The 13,326-nt window shown below is 64.7% G+C and carries 13 protein-coding genes and 1 pseudogene; 8 read left to right on the forward strand and 6 right to left on the reverse strand.

The genetic code is table 11. The features are described from left to right. Positions 1 to 63: 63 nt before the first annotated feature. On the reverse strand, positions 64 to 1,425 hold the full coding sequence (locus tag CH285_RS10555; protein ID WP_032369236.1) for a flavin monoamine oxidase family protein: 1,362 nt from the start codon (positions 1,423 to 1,425) through the stop codon (positions 64 to 66). Between the two features lie 153 nt (positions 1,426 to 1,578). Continuing rightward, the gene (locus tag CH285_RS10560) at positions 1,579 to 2,298 is read right to left on the reverse strand and encodes a FadR/GntR family transcriptional regulator (protein ID WP_032407224.1); all 720 of its coding nucleotides are present in this window, start codon (positions 2,296 to 2,298) and stop codon (positions 1,579 to 1,581) included. A 205-nt stretch (positions 2,299 to 2,503) separates the two neighbouring features. Here CH285_RS10560 and CH285_RS10565 point away from each other — a divergent pair, with 205 nt between their 5' ends. The 4 genes and pseudogenes from CH285_RS10565 (at position 2,504) to CH285_RS10580 (ending at position 6,413) form a co-directional block, all read left to right on the forward strand. Then, positions 2,504 to 3,982, forward strand: coding sequence for a peptide MFS transporter (locus CH285_RS10565; protein WP_094643496.1), 1,479 nt, complete (start codon positions 2,504 to 2,506; stop codon positions 3,980 to 3,982). A gap of 109 nt (positions 3,983 to 4,091) precedes the next feature. After that, positions 4,092 to 4,745: pseudogene (locus tag CH285_RS28365) on the forward strand (gamma-glutamyltransferase); the annotation flags it as partial. Positions 4,746 to 4,794: 49 nt separating this feature from the next. Beyond that, positions 4,795 to 5,676, forward strand: coding sequence for a gamma-glutamyltransferase (locus CH285_RS10575; protein WP_176458458.1), 882 nt, complete (start codon positions 4,795 to 4,797; stop codon positions 5,674 to 5,676). Beyond that, entirely contained in the window at positions 5,673 to 6,413 is a 741-nt protein-coding gene (locus tag CH285_RS10580; protein ID WP_230591689.1) for a YoaK family protein, read from the forward strand. The genes CH285_RS10575 and CH285_RS10580 overlap by 4 nt, the downstream gene beginning before the upstream one ends. On the opposite strand, the gene CH285_RS10585 is transcribed toward CH285_RS10580, so the two are convergent. Both CH285_RS10585 and CH285_RS10590 read right to left on the reverse strand, forming a co-directional pair. Beyond that, positions 6,383 to 7,537 (reverse strand): hypothetical protein, encoded by a 1,155-nt coding sequence (locus tag CH285_RS10585; RefSeq protein WP_080729090.1) that lies wholly within the window; start codon positions 7,535 to 7,537, stop codon positions 6,383 to 6,385. The two genes, CH285_RS10580 and CH285_RS10585, sit on opposite strands and share 31 nt — an antisense overlap. 48 nt (positions 7,538 to 7,585) lie before the next feature. Continuing rightward, a complete protein-coding gene (locus CH285_RS10590; protein WP_141214541.1) occupies positions 7,586 to 7,846 on the reverse strand; it encodes a hypothetical protein in 261 nt (86 codons plus the stop codon). A 144-nt stretch (positions 7,847 to 7,990) separates the two neighbouring features. Between CH285_RS10590 and CH285_RS10595 the strand changes: the two genes are divergently transcribed. The 3 genes from CH285_RS10595 to CH285_RS10605 all read left to right on the forward strand — a co-directional run bounded on the left by CH285_RS10595 (position 7,991) and on the right by CH285_RS10605 (position 10,984). Then, positions 7,991 to 8,521: a hypothetical protein gene (locus tag CH285_RS10595; protein WP_045842081.1), complete on the forward strand. Its 531-nt coding sequence runs from the start codon at positions 7,991 to 7,993 to the stop codon at positions 8,519 to 8,521. Between the two features lie 146 nt (positions 8,522 to 8,667). After that, the gene (locus tag CH285_RS10600) at positions 8,668 to 10,110 is read left to right on the forward strand and encodes a PepSY-associated TM helix domain-containing protein (RefSeq protein WP_032369140.1); all 1,443 of its coding nucleotides are present in this window, start codon (positions 8,668 to 8,670) and stop codon (positions 10,108 to 10,110) included. Positions 10,111 to 10,180: 70 nt separating this feature from the next. Then, on the forward strand, positions 10,181 to 10,984 hold the full coding sequence (locus CH285_RS10605) for a DNA-formamidopyrimidine glycosylase family protein (protein WP_094643499.1): 804 nt from the start codon (positions 10,181 to 10,183) through the stop codon (positions 10,982 to 10,984). Positions 10,985 to 10,995: 11 nt separating this feature from the next. Here the strand turns inward: CH285_RS10605 and CH285_RS10610 are convergent, their stop codons facing one another. Both CH285_RS10610 and CH285_RS10615 read right to left on the reverse strand, forming a co-directional pair. Continuing rightward, positions 10,996 to 11,715 (reverse strand): GAF and ANTAR domain-containing protein, encoded by a 720-nt coding sequence (locus CH285_RS10610; RefSeq protein WP_032369136.1) that lies wholly within the window; start codon positions 11,713 to 11,715, stop codon positions 10,996 to 10,998. Positions 11,716 to 11,936: 221 nt separating this feature from the next. Continuing rightward, on the reverse strand, positions 11,937 to 12,107 hold the full coding sequence (locus tag CH285_RS10615) for a CsbD family protein (RefSeq protein ID WP_008718579.1): 171 nt from the start codon (positions 12,105 to 12,107) through the stop codon (positions 11,937 to 11,939). Positions 12,108 to 12,258: 151 nt separating this feature from the next. Here CH285_RS10615 and CH285_RS10620 point away from each other — a divergent pair, with 151 nt between their 5' ends. Beyond that, positions 12,259 to 13,251 (forward strand): YihY/virulence factor BrkB family protein, encoded by a 993-nt coding sequence (locus tag CH285_RS10620; protein ID WP_027495725.1) that lies wholly within the window; start codon positions 12,259 to 12,261, stop codon positions 13,249 to 13,251. Positions 13,252 to 13,326 lie beyond the last annotated feature (75 nt).

Consider the following 13,326-nt stretch of genomic DNA (forward strand, 5'->3'; position numbering starts at 1 on the left):
CAGTGCGCATGTGTGTCCTCGGTGCTAGGTGTGGGTCTGCGGTGTGCGATCGAAGATCGGGTGTCAGGAAACGATTCTCGAGACGATGTCCGCGGCGGTGCGGTGACCCATGCGGATTGCGCCGTCGACGTGTTGGTAGCCCTCCGCGGCGATGTCGGAGCAGGAGAAGTGAATCGGGCCGACGGGAGTGCGGCTGTCCTTGCCGTAGCGGTGCAGACCCCCCAGATCGAAGCTGGCCGCGTACGCACCACGGGTCCATTCTTCCGAACCCCAGTCCGACTCGTAGTAGACGACCGGCTCGGTTGCCTTGGGCCCCAGGTAATGTGCGATCGATTCGAGGATCTTCGCGCGGCGCTCCTGCTCGTCGAGCTCGAACATCGCGTCTGCCTTGGCGTCGGACACGAAGCCGACCAGTGTTCCGCGGCTGTCCTGATGGTTGGTGTTGTCGTACACCTCCTGCACGATCTCTGAGGCACCGAAGCCGGTTCCCGACAGCCCGTCCTCGCGCCAGAACGGGGTGTCGTAGACGGCATGGACCTTGATCACCAGTCCGAGGGACTGATGCTGGTGCATCTGGTGCTGGCGACGCGGGAGCGGCGGGTCGTAGGAGATGCGCGAATACAGGTTCGGTGGAACGGCGAGAACGACCCGCTTGGCGTGTACCTCGATGTCACCGTCGGCGAATACTGTTGCGCCGTCGGAGTTCCACCGCACCGTTCGCACCGGCGCGTCGAGGATGACGTCGTCGCCGAGGGCGGCCGCCATACGGATCGACACCTGCTGCATGCCACCGACGACGCGCTTGTCGAGGATGAAGTTCTCGTCCACCAAGTGCGAGAACGATCCCGCCGATGCGGCCATCAAGACTGCTTGCAGTGCCGAGAACGCGTGCGCAGGTTTGGTGAGCATGCCACCGGCGATGAACATGCCGATGTTTCCTCGTGCCTCGGCATCGTCGGACTCACGAATCAGCCACTGCTCGAACGAGATCGTGTCCAGTTCACGCGCCAGCGGGTGCGCCCACGGTTCCTCGGGGCCGACCTGGGCGGCCAAGTCGTCGAGCAGTGTTACGAGTCGGTCCATCTCTTTCTCGGTGGTCTCGTCGACGGGGAACGAGTCACCCGAGTAGCGGGTCCGCTCGCCCGCGGCGGAGATGTAGACGGACTCGCCCTCGCGGTATCGGTCGAACGTCTCGAGGCCGAGCTCACCGATCAGCGCGATGAGAGATTCCTGATCGGGTGAGACCCACTGACCGCCGATTTCGAGGCTCGCACCGTCGATGGTGTTCGTCCAGGTACGTCCTCCGACGCGGTCGCGCGCTTCCAGCACGGCGACGGACAATCCTGCTTTGCGGAGCTCGGTTGCTGCGGCCAGGCCGGAAGGGCCGGCCCCGACGATAGCGACGTCACGGTCGAGGGTGGGCACTGTCGAGCTCCTTTGTTCGCGGTCGATCGGCCCGGGCCGATAGCACTTCGATTCTGTCCGGAATCCACCCGATCCGCACACGACGAAGTGGCCAATCGAGCGCATTCTCGCGCACCGTTTCGGACAATAGGCTGGTGTGATCGGCGGTAAAAATCAGTTTGCGAGCGGTGTGATCGCCTCGAGCACGTCGGCGAGGTGATCGTGCATCGCCTTCCGGGCGCGAACCGGATCACGTTCTGCAATAGCGTGATAAATGCTGCGGTGGGCATCGACGGAGCGTTGCATCCGCTGCTCGGTCTGAAAACTCGCCTGCCTCGACGGTGCCATCCACTCGTTGGTCTCGGTCACGAGCCTGGTGAGCATGGAGTTGTGGGCAAGGCCGGCGATCGCGAGATGGAACTGCACGTCGCAGAGTTGCATCACCTGCAGAGACGGCGGCCGATTTACGAGCTCTCGCTCGGACGTTTCGAGTGGAGTGCGTAAGGCATGTAACTCGGACGTGCGGTGGCGGACGGCGGCACGCTCGGCAATGGGTGGTTCGACGACCGTGCGTAGATCCATCACCTCGCGAACGGTGCGTTGGTCACTGCTCATGCTTCCGAAGATGCTTCCTTCGGCCAGAGCGCGCATCTCCAGTGGTGCGACGATGCGGCCGGCGCGGGGCCTGCGCGTCAGATAACCCCGCAATTCGAGATCCTGAAGTGCATGGCGGATCGAGATTCGCGACGCTCCGAGCATCGTCACCAGGGCGCGTTCGCTGGGCAGCTTCGATCCCGCCTCGACGCGACCGCTGTCGATCAGCTGCGCGATCCTGGCGCTGAGCAGCTCGGGGACCGACGCCGCTTCGACGTCTATCTCGGACCACGCTGTCATGGAAAGCCCCGTCCCCGCAGGTTACGAACTGGTCCTACCAAAATACCAGACTCACTCTGTTTCCCCAGTAAAGATCCGTTGACGTGTAAATATCCCACTCTTCACCTTGACGGTCTGGTCCTACCAGTTTTAATCAAGACATCGTGACAACGGTCACTCATTCTCCTGAACCACTGATTCTCATGGACCCCAGAGGTGGACCAGCATGACAACGGACGGAACACTCCACATGCCGAACGCGAGCGGAGATCACGGCTCGATCGGCTCGACGTTCCGTGATCAGCCGCGTGGGCTCGTGACGCTGGCCGGCACGGAGTTGTGGGAGCGATTCAGCTTCTACGGCCTACAGGTGATCCTCGCGTATTACCTGTACTACTCGCTCGTCGACGGCGGGCTCGGACTCGACGTCGGAGTGGCAGTCGGTATCGCCGGATCCTACGGCGGCGCAGTCTATATCGCGCAGATGGTCGGAGCGTGGGTCGCGGACCGGCTCGTCGCGCCGCGAACAGTGGTTCTCTACTCCGCCATCTCCATCATCCTCGGCCACGTGGTGCTCGCTCTGGTCACGACGACTGTGGGTATGGGCGCAGGACTGTTGTTGATCGTCATCGGCACCGGCGGACTCAAGGTCAACGTCACCGCGATGGTCGGGATGCTCTATGCGAACGATGATCCCAAACGCGACTCGGGATACTCGCTGTACTACATGGGTATATCGCTCGGTGCATTCCTCGGCCCGCTGCTCACCGGTGCCCTGCAGAGCTCGGCCGGTTTCCACATCGCCTTCGGCGCGGCGGCAGTGGGCATGCTGATCGGCCTGGCCCAGTACGTGGTCGGGTACAAGCATCTGCCCGAGGCCACCCGAACGGTACCCAATCCGCTTCCGCGCTCGCGTCGGGCCGCGGCCGCAGCTCTCGCCGGATCGGTCACCCTGGTCATCGTTGCCGCGGCCGTCAGCGGCCTCCTGAATCTCGACAATCTGGGAACCGTGCTGACCGCGATCATCGTGATCGCCAGCATCGCCTACTTCGCAATGCTGTTGTTCTCGAGGAAAGTCGACGCCACCGAGCATCGACGAGTGCTCGCCTACATTCCGGTGTTCCTCAGTAGCTTGCTGTTCTGGACGTTGCTGTTCCAGTTGTTCACCACCCTGGCGGTGTACATGGACACCCGCGTCGATCTGACGGTCGGCTCGTTGACGATCCCTGCGGCAACCGTGATCACGTTGGAAGGTCTCTTCGCCACTGTCATCGCTCCGATCTATGCCGTCGTCTGGACGCGGATGGGCAGCCGGCAGCCCAGTCCCGGAACGAAAATCGTCGTGGGAATCGGCCTGCTGGCGGTGGCGATGGCCATGTTCGCGGCAATGGCGGGCACATCAGGGGCGACGAATTCCGTTGTGCTGGTTCTCGTTGCGATGTTGCTGTTCGGTGCCGGCGAGATAGCCGTCGTACCGTCCGTCCTGTCGGCCACGGCGCAGCTCGCACCCGCATCGCACAAGGCCGGCATGACCTCGCTGTACTTCCTCACGATGGCAGGAGGATCGACGCTGGCCGGCTTGCTCGCTCAGAAATACTCTGCAACAACCGAACTGACGTTCTTCGGTGCGACGGCGGCGGCGTCGATCGTCGCCGCGGCGGTGCTGTACGGTGCCTATCGCACGCTCATCGCACGAGCGCTCTGACGTGACACTTCCATGACGTGACACTGCTCCAACGCAACACTTTCGGACGAACCCAGAACATGCCCCGACCGATCCTGCTCTCGGATCGGCCGCACTCGAGGAGATATTCATGCCCGAACAGTCGCAACCGGCACCCGGCGTGGCAATCGCCGCGCCGCACACCGCGGCCGTCGACGCTGCCCGCACGATCGTCGAAGCCGGTGGCAACGCCGTCGATGCAGCGGTCGCTGCAGCTGCGGCCCTCACCGTGGTCTACCCGCACATGTGCAGTGTGGGCGGTGACGTCATCGCGTTGCTGCGAACGAGCGACGGCAGCACCACCTGTGTCAACGCATCGGGAGCATACGGTTCGGCCGCATCCGTGGACCAACTGTTCGAGACGATCGAGACCATGCCGATCAACGGTCCGCTGACGGTGTCCGTTCCGGGTGCAGTGTCCGGGTGGGCGGCTCTGCTCGACGCCGGTGGCTCGCTGCCGTTACGCAACGTACTGGCACCAGCAATTTCGCTTGCCACAGAGGGGTTTCCGGCCAGCCCCGGACTCGTCGAGATGATCGAGCTCGACCGTGACGCACTGATCACCGATCCAGGCTTGCGCGCGAATTTCTTCGTCGATGGTCAGCCGATCCCCGTCGGGCACCTCGTCGTGCAGCCCGAGTTGGCCCGGACCCTGACGGACCTGGCGACCGACGGCCTCGGTTCGTTCTATCGCGGTCACACGGCCGACCGATTCGCCGCCGGACTGAAGAAACTCGACGTGCCGGTATCGATCGACGATCGAACGTCATCGTCCGATCGTCGAAGAACCTCTGGTGCGCGAATTCGACGGATTCTCGGTGGCCACGGCACCACCGAACTCGCAGGGCTACACACTGATTCGATCTCTCGGTGCCGCCTTGTCCGGGAGCGCGTCTGCGGGCGATGTCGACGCCGGGGTATTGGCCGAGATCTTCTACGACTCCGACGAGCATCGTGATACCTACCTCGCCGACCCACGCTGTGCCACTGTGGATATCCACGATCAGCTGACCCCGGCCGGCTTCGCGGCAATTCACGAGGCGGCGGCAGCCCGGGTGGCAGGAGCCGAACGTCAGACATCGACCGCGTCTCCGCGTCCGGGCGGTGACACCGTCGGAATCGCCGTCGTAGCGAAGGACGGCACAGCAGTGTCGTTGATACAGTCCGTCTTTCACTCGTTCGGAGCGCAGATCCTCGAGCCCGACACCGGACTCGTGCTGCACAACCGAGCTGCGTTCTTCACTCTCGATGCCGCGTCGCCCAATCGCGTCGAGTCCGGAAAGCGGCCCGCGCACACGCTCGTTCCGGTAATCGTGGACTGGGCGGACGGAGCGGTGTCCGCCCACTCGACCATGGGAGGCAAAGCGCAGTCGCAGATTCACACCCAGTTGATCCTGCGGGCGCTGCGTGGATTCGATCCGCAGCAGACCGTCTCCGCGCCCCGATTCATCGTCGGCGGATTGGAAGCCGGCACACCCAACGGTTCGGTACTGGTCGAGCCGACATTGGAGGACTCCGCCGTCGAACAGATCTCGCAGACGGTGTTCACCGTCAAGCATGGCACCGAATTGGACAGTAACGCAGGTCATTCCATGGTGGCCAGGGTTTCAGCCGACGGAACGCTCGGTGCCGGCGCGGACCCGCGCAGTGACGGCGGCGTGTGGGTGACCGCATGAGTCTCGACGAGTCGGTATCGGCCGAAGAACATTCCGAAAGCCCCAGCGTGGGGCAACGCATCGACAAGGCCGTGAACGGTCATCTCCGATTGTGGTCGATGATGGTGCTGACGATGGTGACCGGCATGCTGGACGCCGTCGGCTACCTCGGGCTCGACCGCATCTTCACCGGAAACATGACCGGCAACATCGTCATCCTCGGTATGGGGGTGGCAGGTGAGGACGGACTCCCGATCGTCGGCCCGCTGGTAGCGCTGTTCGCCTTCGTGCTCGGTGCCGCGCTGGCTGGGGTGACGCTTCGCTCGGCTGCGCCGGGATGGAACATTCGGGTCACCGCGATCTTCGCAGTGGGAACGCTGGCACTTCTCGCAGCAGGCGTCACGCTGCTGGTGGTCGACGTGCAGGGCAACTCGCCGCTCGGTATCGCGATCGCCAGTGTCATCGCAGTCGACATGGGCGCTCAGGCGCTCGCTGCGCGCTTCCTCGCGGTCAAGGACATGACGACCGTCGTCGTCACGTCGACCATCACCTCGCTCGCCGGCGAGTCGTTCGTCGGCCAGGGCCCCGGTCGGCTGTTCAACCGGCGGCTCTGGGCGATCCTCGTGCTGTTCGTCGGTGCCGTCATCGGTGCGCTGCTACTTCGGGTGGATATCGCGATACCGGTGTTGCTCGGTGCCGCGCTGACCGCCGCCGTCGCGGCCCTGGGTCATTGGGCCTGGGACCGAGCCGCGGGCTGAGCCGCACCGGCGTCGTCGGTGCGGGACCGTTCTGCGCTGTGCTGGCGCCGGAGCATTTCTCGGTGGCCGTACGTAGCGTTGAGGATGTCGCTGCGATCGGACACCGACGAGCCCACTGCTCCGGCGACCGTGCCCAACGACGCCGCCAACCAGGCCAGTGACAGGTAGTCCGCCGTGTTTGCTTCTCGCCCGATCTGAGCGGTGAGAAACTCGGGCGAGATCACCACGGCAGCAGAGAGCAACACGACCGCGAAGAGAACGGCATACATACACAGCACGCCGGCCACGACGGTGCCGAGAGTGGCAGAGTTGTATATCCAGCGATCGGTGGTCGAGGAGCGGAACCGTCGGTGCTCCCAGAGGCCGTGCGGAAAGATCAGCCACACCGTGATGGCCACGATGGCGGCGACGCCGATCAGTGTGAGCCGGGCAGGTGTCATCGAGGCCGCCATCTGCCAGATGCTCGCGTAGAACACACCGAACGCCGATGCGGCGCTCGCGGCCGCGAGCACGCTCGACAGTGCGGGGACGAGACGCCACGGCCGATTGCAGCGAATCATGCCCATGATCATGCGTGTTCGGCCGAACATGCCGGGAGTGAGCAGGATTCGCTCGCCGCCACCGTCGGGGTCGGGGCCCGGAGCCCACTTGGACATCGACCGTCGCAGGTGTGGCCGCGAGGCAGTATCGCTGCGGAGGAGATCGTGCACGATGGCGATGGCCACCGCCACAGCGCGACGCCGTACTCCTATGGTGCCGAACGAGGGTACGTACAACGCACCGGTCGAACCGTCACGCAATTCGGCGACGACGGGGCTGGCCCCGACGCGTCGCGGAACCTCGGAGATGCAGAGCACCAGGTCGAATGTGTTGGTGGCCTGAATGGCCTCCAGCCACTGACCCAACGGCGCAGAACCTGCCTCGGTGGGAGGCAGCGTGACTGCGGGCCGGGCCGTGTCCAGTCGGGCATCGGTTCCGTCGATCGTGATGGTGGGCGGAAGTTCCTGTTCGATGGCGGCCGCTATCGTCGACGCGAATCCCTCGTCGGCCACCAACCCGATCGTGATCGTTCGTTGTCCTTCGCTTTCGGCCCCCGAGCCGTTGTCTGTCTTGTCGAAAACCATCTTGTCGCGGTACCCCGGACCAGGCGCCCTCACACACCGAGCCGGACGTCAGCACACGGGTTCGGGTTCACCCTTCGAGATCTGGAAGCGGCTGTGCAGTGCGTCCAGTTGGCGGTGCAATTCGTACAGCGCCTGCTTCTGAGCGCGGGCCTCGTCGGTGTGCCACTTCGCGCTGCGGGGGTCGCCCACCCGGAAGGCCTTGTGGGCGTAGTTCTCGGAGACCTCGATTCGGCTCGATGTCGACGCAATTTCGGCCGCGAGCATGTGGGCGAACACACGGGCCTGAGCCACATCCGAACTGTCCGGCACGGCAATCCTCTCTGAACGTGGCGTGATACTCGCGATCACCATAACGGACCTGAAAAAGACCGCTGGATCGGTTTTCGCGCACAAACCATGCGACATAGGCGAGACGCCAGTGCCTCTGCCGAAACGGGTAGTAGTCTGCTGTTCGTGCCCGCGACCCCGGACGGATCCGCAGCCCTGCGCGGGTCTGCCGTCGGCGCTCTGACGGCAACGATCACCGCCACCGCGCACGCATTCGGCGGAGGTATGTTCCCCTCCGACGCCGCGATCGTCCTGTTGGCACTGGTGTGCGCGGGACTCGGTTACGCCGCAGGCGCAGTGCCGATCGTCATCGCGCCTCGCCTGCAGCTGATGGCGACGCTGGCCGCTGCGCAGACAATCGGACACGTGCTGCTGACGATCGTCGACGGCGATCACCACGGTTCGGTGCTGACGCAGCAGATGCTTGCGGCCCACGCGATCGCGATCGTCGTCGGCGCGGTGATCGTGCACGGGGCCGAGCGTGGGATCTCGCACGCAGCCACCGTTGTTCGTCGAATACTCCCGATACTGGCAATTCTCGTCGTCGACGACTCGCAGAGTGCCGCCCCGCTTCCGCTGTATCGCACACCCGGCGTCCACCGGCTCCTCGATCTCTCGGGCTCCGGGAACCGCGGACCGCCTGCCGCGTCGTACTGACCGCAGCCTCCCACCTACCGCTCCTGCACCGCGGGGGCGAGCAGAGCTGCGGCAATTTCTTCACGCGCACAGCACGATTCGCTCGACATCGAGTCGACCCGTGCCCACGGCGCGCGCCCACCCCTGCCTTCACGAAACGAGCTCTCATGTCCACACCGGAAAAGGAACGCGTCGCCGATCCTCCCCCGCCCACCCGTCCGTCCGGCCCGCGCAGCTGGCGTCCGCTGATTCTTCGTCTGCACTTCTACGCGGGCATACTCATCGCACCGTTCATCCTGATCGCCACCGTCAGCGGCGGCCTCTACGCCGTCGCCCCGACCATCGAACAACTCGTCTACCGCGACTATCTGCACGTCGACTCCACCGGACCGGCTGTCCCGGTCGCCCAACAGATCCGAGCCGCTCAGGCCGAGAGGCCGGATCTGACCGTGTCGGCCGTGCGACCCGCCGCCGAAGTCGGCGACACCACCCGAGTGCTGTTCACCGACCCGACCCTCGGCGAATCGCGACGACTGGCCGTCTTCGTCGATCCCGCCACGGCGTCACCGGTGGGTGAACTTGCCGTCTACGGCTCCTCGAGCGCCTTGCCGGCCAGAACGTGGATCTCGGAACTGCACCGACACCTGCACCTCGGTGAACCGGGCCGGATCTACAGCGAACTGGCCGCATCCTGGTTGTGGGTGATCGCGCTCGGCGGCCTGTACCTGTGGATCGATCGCTACCGACGCAACCGAGACCGGGCGACACTGCTCACCTTCGATCGTGAATCGAAGGGCCGCAACCGATCCTTGAACTGGCATGGCGTAGCCGGTGTCTGGATCGCTGTAGGTCTGATCTTCCTCTCCGCCACCGGACTCACGTGGTCCACCTACGCGGGCGCGAACGTCACCGACCTCCGTGCGGCATTGAGCTGGACGACCCCTGCCGTCGCCACGACCATCGGTTCCTCCGACGCGGCGACCATGGGGGATCACTCGGGGGATCACTCGGGCCACGGTGGGCATTCGATGGACATGTCGGCCGATGCGTCGGCGACAGACAGCAATGTCGGCCGCATCGATTCGGTGCTCGATACTGCCGCAGCGAACGGCATCGACGGAGCGGCGGAGGCGTCGATCCCGGCGTCGGACGACGTGGCGTTCGTCGTCGCCGAAACCCGTCAGCCCTGGGTGATGTCGAACAACTCGATCTCGATCGACGGCAGCACCGGCGCGGTGATCGACACCCAATACTTCGCCGATTGGCCGGTGGCAGCCAAGCTGGCGGCCTGGGGAATTCAGTTGCACATGGGGACCCTGTTCGGCGTGGCCAATCAGATTGCCCTGGTTGGGCTTTCACTCGCCTTGGCATCGGTCATCGTGCGCGGCTACATGATGTGGTGGAAGCGTCGCCCCACGAAGAGCGCTGGACTCACCGCAGGCCGGCCGCCTCTGCGTGGGGGACTGCGCCGCATCTCGCCGATCTCCGCGGTGCTCCTCGCCACGGCTGCCGTGGCCGTCGGCTGGTTCCTGCCCTTGTTGGGGCTGAGCCTGGTCGCCTTCCTGGCGGTCGACTTCATGGTCGGATACGTCAGGCGGCCCGCGCACTGACGCGAGGAGGACGACGCGCTCTCGCCGGTCGGTCCGATTGTTTCTGCCGCCCTCGGGATACTCGGAGACCATGCCCGAAGGTGACACCGTCCATGCGCTCGCCGCGCGATTGCGGCGAGCGCTGGACGGCGTCACGCTACGGGCAGGGCGACTGAACGTGCCCGCACACGCCGTCGAGAATCTCGCCGGGCGAACCGTCGTCGCGCACCGGACGCACGGCAAGCATCTGTTCACCGATTTCGACGACGACACCACGCTGCACACCCACCTCCGCATGACGGGATCGTGGACGGTGGTGCGAACCGGCCGCTCGATACCGCGGCGCGTGCAGCCCGACGTCCGAGTGCGGCTGGCCGCGGTGGACGGGCCGACCGCATACGGAATCCTGTTGCCGGTCGTCGACTACGGGTACACGGCCTCGATGAATGCGCTGGTCGCGCATCTGGGACCGGACCCATTACACGCCGAGTTCGACACCGATCGTGCGGCATCGAACATCCTCGCGCAGGGTTCCCGGCCGATCGTCTCTACCCTCCTGGACCAGCGGGTCATCGCGGGACCCGGGAATCTATGGGCGAACGAGCTGTGTTTTCTGCGTGGACTGTGGCCCTGGGCTCCGTCGGCAGGCGTCGACGCGGAGAAATTGGTGACTCTGCTCGAGCGGGCGATGCGGCATTCGGCGAGCACCCCCGGGGCCATGCAGGTCACCACCGGCGACACTCGTCGCGGCCGGACCCACTGGGTTGCCGGTCGGGCCGGTAAACCGTGTCTGCGGTGCGCGACCGTCATTCGTGTCGAGGCCGACGTGCCGAACGACCCCGATCGACGTCGAACATGGTGGTGTCCGCACTGCCAGCCGGAGCCAGGGCTGTGACCGCGGAAGGGTCAGAACGTCGAGTTCGTGGGGTGGTCGGCGTCGACCAGGTTGCGGGCAACGGTGTGCAAGGGAAGGTTCTGTTGCTGCGACAGTTTCGCCAGTAGGTCGAACGCCTGTACCGCGTCGAGGTCGTAGCGTTCCATGATCATGCCTTTTGCCTGGCCGATGATGTCCCGGCTGGCCAAGCCGGTCCGGAATTGCTCGGTGTCGCGGGCACTGAGCATTGCGATGGCAGCATGCGCAGACAAGGCCTCCCCGATCGCTACCGCATCGGCGTCGAACGCTCCGGTGACGTCGCTGTACAACACCAGGGCCCCGAGGTCATCGGCGTTGCTGTAGAGCTGAAAGGCCGAGAGCGACTTGAAACCGGCCTCGATGGCCATCGCAGCGAACTGCGGCCATCGCGGTTCGGTTGCCAGATCGTAGGACACGACGACGTCGAGGTGTCGGACCTCGGTGGGAATCGGACCTTCGTCGAGTTCGTACTGCAACCGACACAGCTTCTCGGCGATCAGGTCCGTCGACGCGACGACTGTGCGCTCACCCTTGTTCACCGTGGTGATGCATCCGGTGGTTGCGCCCGGTATGAGCCGAATCGCCATTCGGAGAATCTCACTCAACGTCTGCGGCATCGACCGATGAGTGTCGCGCAGCGATCGAGCGAACTGCGCGAGCGACAGTGCTTCGGACGTTCGAGACGTGTCTTGCTCGGCCGGTGAATCAGTCATTCACACGATCCTCTCGCGCGGTGGACCGTCGACGTCGTCGCGTCGGCGAGATCCTCGATCGTGCGCCTGCTTCTGGACGCCCTGTCCCGACCTCGAGGCCGGATCAATGGATTTTATACGGTTCGCGATGCGGTGGTCCGGTGAGCATCTCCGCGCATCGTCGCGGGATGCACGAAGGGCCGCCGATCATTCGATCGACGACCCTTCCGGGGCACCGCGTCCTACTTGAAGGTGTCCTTGATGTTCTCGCCGACCTTCTTGACGCCGGCCGAACCCTGATCCTTCTTGCCCTCGGCCTCGAGGTCCTTGTTGTCGGTTGCGTCGCCGACAACTTCCTTCGCCTTGCCGATGGCGTCCTCTGCTGCGTTCTTGGCCTTGTCGATGAAGCTCATGGCGAGTTCCTTTCTCGGTTCGGGTTGTTCTCGAAGGGTTGGTCGGAACTCGACCGACGAAGCGCACGTCCAGATCGTGAGAGCTGGGTCACACCGAAAGCCGGAGCGTCGACGTTTCCGCAGGCTCGTCGCTGGCTACATTCGACCGATGATGGTCGCGAAGGTGGACAACTTCCAGCGTAGGCACCCCTCGGCAGGTTTCCCGCTGGCGGTGCTCTACAAATTCATGGACGACCGGGGCGGCTACCTCGCGGCATTGATCGCCTACTACTCGTTCCTGTCGCTGTTTCCCCTTCTGCTGCTGTTCACCACGCTGCTGGGCATCGTGCTGGCCGGAGACCCGGAGCTGCAGACCCGCATCATCGACTCGGCGATGAGTCAGATCCCGGTCATCGGTGACCAGCTCGGTCAACCGGATCGCCTCAGTGGCGGAACCACGGCCATCGTCATCGGCGTCGTCGGGTCGCTGTACGGCGGACTCGGAGTGTCGCTGGCCGTGCAGTACGCGATGAACACGGCGTGGTCGGTGCCGCGCAACGAGCAACCGGACCCCATCAAGGGTCGGCTGCGCGGATTGTTGCTGCTCAGCACTGTCGGCACGGCGATCATCGGACTGACGGTGCTGAACGGCGTCGCGTCCTCGGGCGTGTTCGGGTTCGCCGGTGGTGCGCTCGCACTCGTCGGAGCGGTGGTGGTCAACGCCGCCGTCTTCACCGCGGCCTTCCGAATCGGCACCGCGCGGGACCTGAGCGTGCGCGACGTACTCCCCGGCGCAGCGATCGCGGCGGTCGTCTGGCAGGCGCTGCAGTCGTTCGGCGGCATCTACATCCGCTACGTCGTGGGCAACGCGAGTGCAAGCAACGGCATCTTCGCCATCGTCCTCGGTCTGCTCGGTTTCCTGTACGTCGCGTCGGTACTGATCGTGCTGTGCATCGAGATCAACGCCGTGCGCGTAGACCACCTGCATCCCCGGGCTCTGCTGACGCCGTTCACCGACAACGTCGAACTCACCGAGGGTGACAAGAACTCCTACACCGGTCAAGCAGAAGCGCAGCGTAACAAAGGATTCCAAGACATCACCGTCACGTACGACGAGCCGAATTCGGTGGTGGACGAGGACTCGTCGAGCACGCGAGGCGACTGATCGGCGTGGGCAAACGCGCGCGCATTCGTTGGATGCGCGCGGAATAGCTGGGCGATCGGGCACTATTTCGCGCGC

The organism is Rhodococcus sp. 05-2256-B1 (assembly GCF_002258465.1).
GTDB lineage: Bacteria > Actinomycetota > Actinomycetes > Mycobacteriales > Mycobacteriaceae > Rhodococcoides > Rhodococcoides fascians.

What these genes read in the sequence shown, in the direction of transcription:
- CH285_RS10565 (WP_094643496.1), top strand. Translation starts at nt 2,504, where the DNA reads ATGACAACGGACGGAACACTCCACATGCCGAACGCGAGCGGAGATCAC.
- CH285_RS10585 (WP_080729090.1), bottom strand. Translation starts at nt 7,537, where the DNA reads ATGGTTTTCGACAAGACAGACAACGGCTCGGGGGCCGAAAGCGAAGGA.
- CH285_RS10620 (WP_027495725.1), top strand. Translation starts at nt 12,259, where the DNA reads ATGGTCGCGAAGGTGGACAACTTCCAGCGTAGGCACCCCTCGGCAGGT.
- CH285_RS10610 (WP_032369136.1), bottom strand. Translation starts at nt 11,715, where the DNA reads ATGACTGATTCACCGGCCGAGCAAGACACGTCTCGAACGTCCGAAGCA.
- CH285_RS10615 (WP_008718579.1), bottom strand. Translation starts at nt 12,107, where the DNA reads ATGAGCTTCATCGACAAGGCCAAGAACGCAGCAGAGGACGCCATCGGC.
- CH285_RS10605 (WP_094643499.1), top strand. Translation starts at nt 10,181, where the DNA reads ATGCCCGAAGGTGACACCGTCCATGCGCTCGCCGCGCGATTGCGGCGA.
- CH285_RS10600 (WP_032369140.1), top strand. Translation starts at nt 8,668, where the DNA reads ATGTCCACACCGGAAAAGGAACGCGTCGCCGATCCTCCCCCGCCCACC.
- CH285_RS10580 (WP_230591689.1), top strand. Translation starts at nt 5,673, where the DNA reads ATGAGTCTCGACGAGTCGGTATCGGCCGAAGAACATTCCGAAAGCCCC.
- CH285_RS10560 (WP_032407224.1), bottom strand. Translation starts at nt 2,298, where the DNA reads ATGACAGCGTGGTCCGAGATAGACGTCGAAGCGGCGTCGGTCCCCGAG.